This window comes from Candidatus Cryosericum septentrionale, assembly GCF_003570995.1.
GTDB lineage: Bacteria > Caldisericota > Caldisericia > Cryosericales > Cryosericaceae > Cryosericum > Cryosericum septentrionale.
In genome coordinates this window covers 1-7,421 of the sequence record NZ_QXIY01000005.1, presented here as the reverse complement: position 1 = coordinate 7,421, position 7,421 = coordinate 1, and the positions used below count along the sequence as shown (strand labels likewise).

Annotated in this window: 6 protein-coding genes and 1 riboswitch; of the genes, 5 read left to right on the top strand and 1 reads right to left on the bottom strand. The window is 60.4% G+C overall.

The features are described from left to right. Nucleotides 1-145 precede the first annotated feature (145 nt). On the bottom strand, nt 146-2,038 hold the full coding sequence (locus SMC1_RS01770; RefSeq protein ID WP_119085100.1) for a glutamine synthetase: 1,893 nt from the start codon (nt 2,036-2,038) through the stop codon (nt 146-148). Nucleotides 2,039-2,123: 85 nt separating this feature from the next. Between SMC1_RS01770 and SMC1_RS01765 the strand changes: the two genes are divergently transcribed. The 5 genes from SMC1_RS01765 to SMC1_RS01745 form a co-directional block, all read left to right on the top strand. Next, complete coding sequence (locus tag SMC1_RS01765; RefSeq protein ID WP_119085099.1) at nt 2,124-2,705, top strand: mismatch-specific DNA-glycosylase; 582 nt, start codon at nt 2,124-2,126, stop codon at nt 2,703-2,705. Nucleotides 2,706-2,857: 152 nt separating this feature from the next. Continuing rightward, entirely contained in the window at nt 2,858-3,337 is a 480-nt protein-coding gene (locus tag SMC1_RS01760; RefSeq protein ID WP_119085098.1) for a hypothetical protein, read from the top strand. 141 nt (nt 3,338-3,478) lie between these two features. Then, nucleotides 3,479-5,368, top strand: coding sequence for a cellulase family glycosylhydrolase (locus SMC1_RS01755; RefSeq protein WP_119085097.1), 1,890 nt, complete (start codon nt 3,479-3,481; stop codon nt 5,366-5,368). A 201-nt stretch (nt 5,369-5,569) separates the two neighbouring features. Continuing rightward, nucleotides 5,570-5,688, top strand: a riboswitch (molybdenum cofactor riboswitch). 6 nt (nt 5,689-5,694) lie between these two features. Then, nucleotides 5,695-6,186 carry a 4Fe-4S dicluster domain-containing protein gene (locus SMC1_RS01750; protein ID WP_119085096.1) on the top strand — a complete coding sequence of 164 codons (492 nt, stop codon included), beginning with the start codon at nt 5,695-5,697 and terminating at the stop codon, nt 6,184-6,186. Further along, on the top strand, nt 6,183-7,421 hold a 1,239-nt coding region (locus tag SMC1_RS01745), incomplete at its 3' end, for an aldehyde ferredoxin oxidoreductase family protein (RefSeq protein ID WP_119085095.1). The genes SMC1_RS01750 and SMC1_RS01745, both read left to right, overlap by 4 nt.

Genomic DNA, 7,421 nt, shown 5'->3' with positions numbered 1-7,421 from the left:
GTGTGCCCTTTCTGCAAGTCGGAGATTTCGATCGACGCTACTCGGTGTCCGCATTGCACCAGTGAGCTGACGGTGGAGAAGTAGGAGCCTCTTCTGGATCAGAACGAACAATCGGGCGGACCCGGAAGGTCCGCCCGATTACATATTAGAACACCAGCTTGCGGTATTCGTCCTCCAGCTGCCGTAGATGTTCCATGCGGTCGGCAAGGACGACCTGAAGCTCTGATGCTTCCTGCAGAGAGTTGTTGGAGAGGGTGGACATCAACCGGGTGCACAGGGCGGGATTCCCGACTGTGTCGTCGGCCAGCTCGTGCCGCAGAGTGTCGATGCGCTTCCACAGGTCCTGTGCCCGGTCGCTGGCAAGGGCGAGCGGCTGACAGGCTCGTACCGTGTCCAGGTCTTCGGGGATGATGCGCACCAGCAGTTCGTGCTTCCAGCGAGCAGTGGCCGCACTACGGAATGCGTCGATCACGCGTGGTGTCAGTGCACTTCCTGCGGTCAGAACGCGAATGCGGTCCGGAAAAGCCAGCAGGTTCTGCATATTCTCCCAGACGGTGGCGGGAGGAATGCCAAAGAGGCGGTCGCGCTCTTCCTGTGAGTAGTTCTCGAAGACGTTCACTTCCGCCCGGTACGCCCGATCCTGCTCAAGGTAGCTTCCGGGTTCACCTGCCTTCTTGGAGATCTCCGCGAGGAGTGCTTCGGGTGGCGTGCCGGACTCGACCGCCCACCTGATGCCGTCAAGCATTGCGAGGATGGACGCGGCTAGGGCAAGGTAGGTGTTGGTGTAGGGGTTGGGGCTGCGTAGTTCGAAGCGCGTTGCCCGTGGGTTGTCGACGTCTCGGACCAGGCCCGCCAGGACCGTGCGGTTGCGTGACGGGATGGCGGGATCGAGTCCTAGTGCAGCGACGATGCAGACGGGTGCTTCGAAACCGGGTTTGAGCCTGTTGAAGGCATCGTTGCTTGCAGAGATGAATGGACCGACGACCTCGTAGTTGCGAAGAAGACCCATCAGCGCTCCGTATCCGATCACACTCAGGAAGTCGGCATGCATGTCCGCAGGTGCGAAGAGGTTGATGCGCCTGCCGCTGGGCAGGACGCCTGCGATGCCGAGGTGCGTATGTTCGCCGGAACCCGCGACACCCGGGATGGGTTTGGCCTTGAAGGTGACCTTGAGGCCGTTGGCGCGGAACGTTTCCTTCACCAGGATGCGCGCAAGGAGTTCATTGTCGGCGGCCTGGAGCGCTGCGGCGTACCGCCAGTCGATCTCCATCTGTTCCATGACGTGGGTCAGTTCGCCGCCGGCCCCGATGGCTGCCTTGACCCCGCCGACTTCCTTATGGCCCATCTCGGGGTGCAGACCATATGCTTCAAGTGCCATCACAGCCTGTTCGAGAGCAGTCCGGGCGACGCCTCGCGTGCGCTGCCAGTAGTTTTCCTGCAGCATCTGCGCTGCCGAGAGCTCCTCGACGTTTGCCGTATCGGTCGGAGTCTTGACCCAGAACTCTAGCTCTGTCCCGACGGTGAACTCGATGTCCGCAAGCCGCGCCGGCTCGAGGTGAGCGAGCAGTGGGGACGAGGCATGGATACGCACAAGCTTCAGGATTTCCGCCCGTGCATACTCCACTGTGGCTGCAAGCAGAGAGCGCGAGTCGATGCGCTCACCGCGGTGTACCAGAAAGGACGGGATGCGTAGTGTCCCCACCGGGAGACTGGTCTCGTGGTCCACGTGTTCCTCGTTGTAGTCGACGAACCAGGTGGCCGTCAGGTCCGGTGCAAGGTCGACCTGCGCATCGGCCAGCGAGGTCATGCCGCCCAGCACGACGGACGAACCGTCGGTCTGGACAGCCTTTCCAGCCAGAAACGCGTCGATGTCCGCGACAAACGTCTGGATGGGAATACGCTCGTCGGTGTCGTTGCCGGCAAGGTCGATCGCCACGAGAGAGACGAAGCGAATCTCGGGATGCTCGCGGAGGATGGCGAGCAGGGTCTCACGACCACACTGGCCTCCCGCGATGCTATAGATGCGTTTACCGTTCATAGGACCTCCTCGATGCACTCTTCCTGAGACTACAGCCCGGAGCGATTTTTGCAAGCCGCCGGCTTCACACTGCTATACTGAGAACATGAGAAACCGACATGAACAGGGCGGGAGCGAGCTGAAACCGGCGCCTGATGGCGAAGGTGCCGGATCCCTCATCCCGGACGTACTGACTGATGGTCTGCGTGTCGTCTTCTGCGGTTCGGCGCTGGGGGATGTCTCCTGGGAGCGAAGGGCGTATTATGCCAACCCGGGCAATCGCTTCTGGCAAACGTTGGCAGAGGTCGGACTGACGCCCCGCCGGCTTGCGGCTGAGGAATACCCGCGGCTGGTCGACTGGGGAATTGGACTGACCGACTTGGTCAAGACCGATCACGGGCAGGACGCACACATCTTCGACGGCCATGTCGACTTGGACGAGGCGCGCAGACTGCTCAGGACAAAGGTCCTGCGGTGGCAGCCGCGTGTGCTGGCATTCACCAGCAGGAACGTGGCGGCTCAGTTCCTGGGACGGCGGACCGGGACAGGCCGGCAGCAGGAGTGCATTGGGCAGACCGCGATATGGATACTGCCGTCGACCTCCGGTCTTGCACGGCGTTTCTTCGATATCGGACCCTGGCAGGACCTGGCCCGGTTCGTTCGTGACACGGCCGGCGGAGCCCCTTGATTACCTGCCGCGCGGGATAGACTGGTGGTGTCTGGTATCATGTCGCATGAGAACAGGGAGAACGATGATGTCTGAGACTGTTGCAGGGGATGTCCACGTTGTGCTGGAGGCACCGTTGCCCCAGCTTCTGGACGAATGCGGCCTGCTGTGACATGACGACCGACAAGCTCACATCGCTGCACATCACGATTCCTGACCTGAGGGGTATGCTGCCCGGCGTCGAGACTGCAGTTTCAACAGCGTTCTGGGTGCCCCTTGCCGAGTTTGTTCTGCGTCGCTCGGGGACCTTCGAGGTCGTCTGCCTGCGGGAAGATACCGGCGCCATCAAGCTGCTCATGCCGGTCGCTGAGACGATCGAGCGGAGACGCGAAGACGGAGCCCTGATGTTCTGGGGTGCCGTCACACCTGCGGTCACCAGGGCCGTTGTCGGGGGTCACGGTTCCGGTCACGAGTCTCTCTGGTGGTGGCAGATAGTCCTGACATGCGACGGAAACCAGGTTTTCGTCATGCAGGATTATGGGGCGCACATGAACCTGTTCGGGCTAACCGGGGATGAAGCAGCAGCGGTCCTCGAGCTCCTGCCGTTCGCGGCACGCACTGTTCGCACGACGGATGCCATGGGGACTCGGTGACGGCACACACTATCGGTGGGACCAAGGGACTCGTTGTTGCCTCGAGGGGTTCGTGTGGGGAACATGGTCGCCGAGGTTCTGACCGGGAGGGGCATCCAGTCCACCGTCTACGCAGGCGCATGACTCCCTTCGGGCGACGCGATGCTGCATCTTGACGGCAGCTGGTTCAAGGACGACGCGGGAAGGACGCTCCTGCTGCGCGGCGTCAACCTCGGAGGGGACAGCAAGGTCCCAGTCGTCCCAGATGGGGCGACGCATCTGGCCCAAGGGTTCTTCGACCACCGTATGGTCTCGTTCGTGGGTCGGCCATTCCCTCTGTCAGAGGCGGTCGAGCACCTGTCGCGCCTCAAGTCCTGGGGACTGACGCTGCTGCAGTTCCTTGTGACGTGGGAGGCGATCGAGCACGCAGGGCCGGGGCTCTACGATACCGAGTACCTGGACTACATCGAGCAGGTCGTCCAATTGGCAGGGGACATGGGCTTCACTGTGTTCGTCGACCCGCACCAGGACGTCTGGAGCAGGTTCACGGGGGGTGACGGGGCCCCGGGCTGGACGCTGGAGGCGGTCGGCTTCGACATGACGCGGTTTGTGGACGCGTGCGCCGCCATTGTTCATCAGACGCACGGAGACCCGTTCTCGCATGTCATCTGGCCGACCAATGCGAGTCGGTTGGCGTCCGCGACGATGTTCACGCTCTTTTTTGGGGGCAACGACTTCGCTCCACACCTTCTCGTCGAGGGCGAACCAGTCCAGGAGTACCTCCAGCGGCACTATGTGGACGCCGTTATCCAGGTTGTGCGGCGCTTGAAAGGGAAGCCCTGCATCGTCGGCTATGACACTCTCAATGAGCCGTCGCACGGGTACATCGGGTGGAAGGACCTCACGGCGCACGACGGTCTGCTGAGGGTCGACCTCCAGCCGACACCTCTCCAGTCGTTTGCCCTGGGGGACGGACTGGAACAGGAGGTGGGCGTCTGGGGCACGGGACTGGGAGGCGCACGCGTGCAAGGACACCGACAGCTCAACACAGGACACGTCCGGGCGTGGAAGGAAGGCAGGCCATGCATCTGGCGCGACCACGGGGTCTGGACGGTGGACAGTGATGGTGACCCTCGGGTGCTTGCGCCAGACTACTTCTCGCATGTCGACGGGCGAGACGTCGATTTCGAGCGCGACTACCTGGTCCCGTTCATACGGCGCTACGCGGACGCGGTACGGGCGGCAGACCCCGAAGCGCTCATTTTCGCCGAGGGTGAGCCACAGGCTCTGCCACCGAAGGTCGGAGACGGATGTTCGGGGTTCGTGTCTGCGCCGCACTGGTATGACGTAGTTCCACTGCTCCTGAATCGGTCCGATGAGTGGCTCGGCTATGACACTGTGCGGAACCGGATTGTCCTCGGACCGAGGGCCGTGCGCCGCAGCTTCGCCTGGCAGCTGGCGGCCATCCGCGGGGCTGGAACCGAACGCTTGCACGGACCCACCGTCGTCGGTGAGATCGGCATCCCGTATGACCTCCGCGGTGGGCGCGCCTTCCGCACCGGTGACTACCGGGAGCAGGAGGCACTCATGGACCGCAGTCTTCGTGCAGTGGACAGCAGCCTCTGCTCAGCCACGATCTGGAACTACACGGCGAGCAACACGAACGAAAGGGGCGACGGCTGGAACGGCGAAGACCTGTCCATCTGGAGTGCGGACCAGGGTCGGGATACGAGAGTCCTCGACAGGGGGGGGCGGGCGCTCCGAGCCGTCGTTCGCCCCTACCCGGTCGCGACAGCCGGCGAACCCCTGGAGCTCTCCTTCGACATGCACCGCAGAGTCCTGCGCTTCACCTTCCGTCACGACCCTGGCGTCGTCGAGCCCACCGAGATCTTCGTGCCGCCGTCGCAGTACCCGTTCGGGTACAGGGTATGGATGACGGATGGCACTTTCCTCAAGGACGACGTGCGCCACGTGCTCACGTACCGTCACACGCTTGGCCGGCCGACACACACGATCATCATCCGGCCGAAACAGGCACCCATCAAGCGCTAGGCTGGCATACGATCTCCTGTCGAGGTGACGCCTCACCCACTTCTGTCGTGCTCAGAAGATCACCTTCACCCGTTCCCGTCCGTGTCACAAGGATGGCAACTCCCGTGTGGCAGAGAAGAACAACTCGGATATCCGCAAGTTCGTGAGATATGACCGGCCGTTTGACGTTGGTGGCGTGGTTGACAATTCTGTGAAAAGGGCTAGAAGGAGGGTACCCGAGCTTCATGGCCTACGGCAGATGCTACGGAGTGAAGCCAATAGGGCATAAGAGGAAACTCTTATACCTCCCACATTTGGAAAGGGAATTGAAACAGGGAGGTGTGAGTATGAAGGTACTTATGCTTGAGCCGGCCAAGTGTACTGGATGCAGAGCATGCATGGACGCCTGTTCGTTCGAGAAGACGGGGGTCTTCAATCCACTGGATTCCCGTGTTAACGTGATCACATTCCATGAAGACCTGACGTTTGTTCCAACGGTGTGTACCCAGTGCGAAACACCTTACTGTGCGGAGGTCTGTCCTACAGCGGCGCTTGTCAAGAATGCCGCAACAGACCTTGTCGAATTCATTGAAGACAAATGCATCGGTTGCAAGCAGTGTGTCGTTGCATGCCCCTGGGGTTCTATCAAGATCAATCATCTGGGCAAAGAGATCATCAAGTGCGATCATTGCGCCGGAGATCCTGCCTGTGTCAAGGTCTGTAAGGCCGAGGCGCTGACCTACGTAGAAGTTGAGGATGTTGTTTCCAGCAAGCAGCAGGGAGTTGCACAAACGTACAGGCAAATTGCAAGAGAGATGGCGAAGGGGGTGAACCCATGATGAACGGCAGCTATCAGGGCAAGATCCTGAGGGTGAATCTCACTGACCATGTCGTGAAGGAAGAGGCCTTACGGGAAGACTGGGCAAAGAGGTACATCGGCGGCAGAGGGTACGGTACGAGAATCATCTGTGATGAAGTCGACCCAAAGGTCGACCCCCTTGCCCCTGAGAACAAGGTTGTCATTGCAACAGGTCCTTTGGATGGTACGACGGCGCCGTCGTCAGGCCGGGTCATGGTGATCACCAAGGGACCCCTCAACGGCACGATCGCCTGCTCGAATGCCGGCGGGTATTTTGGACCGATGCTGAAGAGAACCGGATATGACATGATTATCCTGGAGGGAAAGTCCAGTGAGCCCGTGTATCTCTGGATCAACAAAGGGAAGGTTGAGTTCCGTGATGCCAAACACCTCTGGGGAAAACTCGTCAACGAGTCTGATCAGCTGATGAGAGAGGAGACACATCTCGAAGCCGAGACGATGGAGATTGGACCTGCCGGTGAGAAGATGTCCATGATCGCCAATGTCATGTTCAATGGGCACAGAGCTTCGGGCAGGACAGGCGTCGGCGCCGTCGTTGGCAGCAAGAACCTCAAGGGTATTGTTGTACGAGGAAATCTGGGCGTCACCGTCGCTGATCATGACAAGTTCGCAGAGGCTGTGCGGGCAACAAGAGAGATCCTTGCACAGAATCCCGTTGCAAGTGGAGGACTTCCTCTGTATGGAACTGCAGTTCTTGTGAACATCATAAACTCCACTGGTTCAATGCCTGTGCGAAATGCGCAGGATGCATATCTTCCTGAGGCGGACAAGATAAGTGGTGAGACGCTACGGGCGCGCAACCTGGTACGCAATGAAGGTTGCTCTGACTGCTCTATTGCCTGCGGAAGAGTCACTGCAATCAAAGAAGGCAAGTACAAAGGCGAGCACGGTGGTGGGCCCGAGTGGGAGTCTATCTGGTCACTTGGTGCAATGTGTGGCAACTCGGACCTCGATGCTGTCACCATGGCAAACTACCTCTGCGATCGGTACGGCCTCGATACGATCTCTGCCGGATCAACGGTTGCCTGTGCGATGGAGCTCTATGAGAAGGGGTACATGCCTGCCAAGGATGCGCCCTTTCCTCTGAGGTTCGGCGACGCGGATGCAGTTGTAGAATCAATACGAGCAATGGGAGAGCAGAAGGATGAGTTTGGAAGACTGCTCGCGCAGGGTTCCTACCGACTTGCTGAGCAC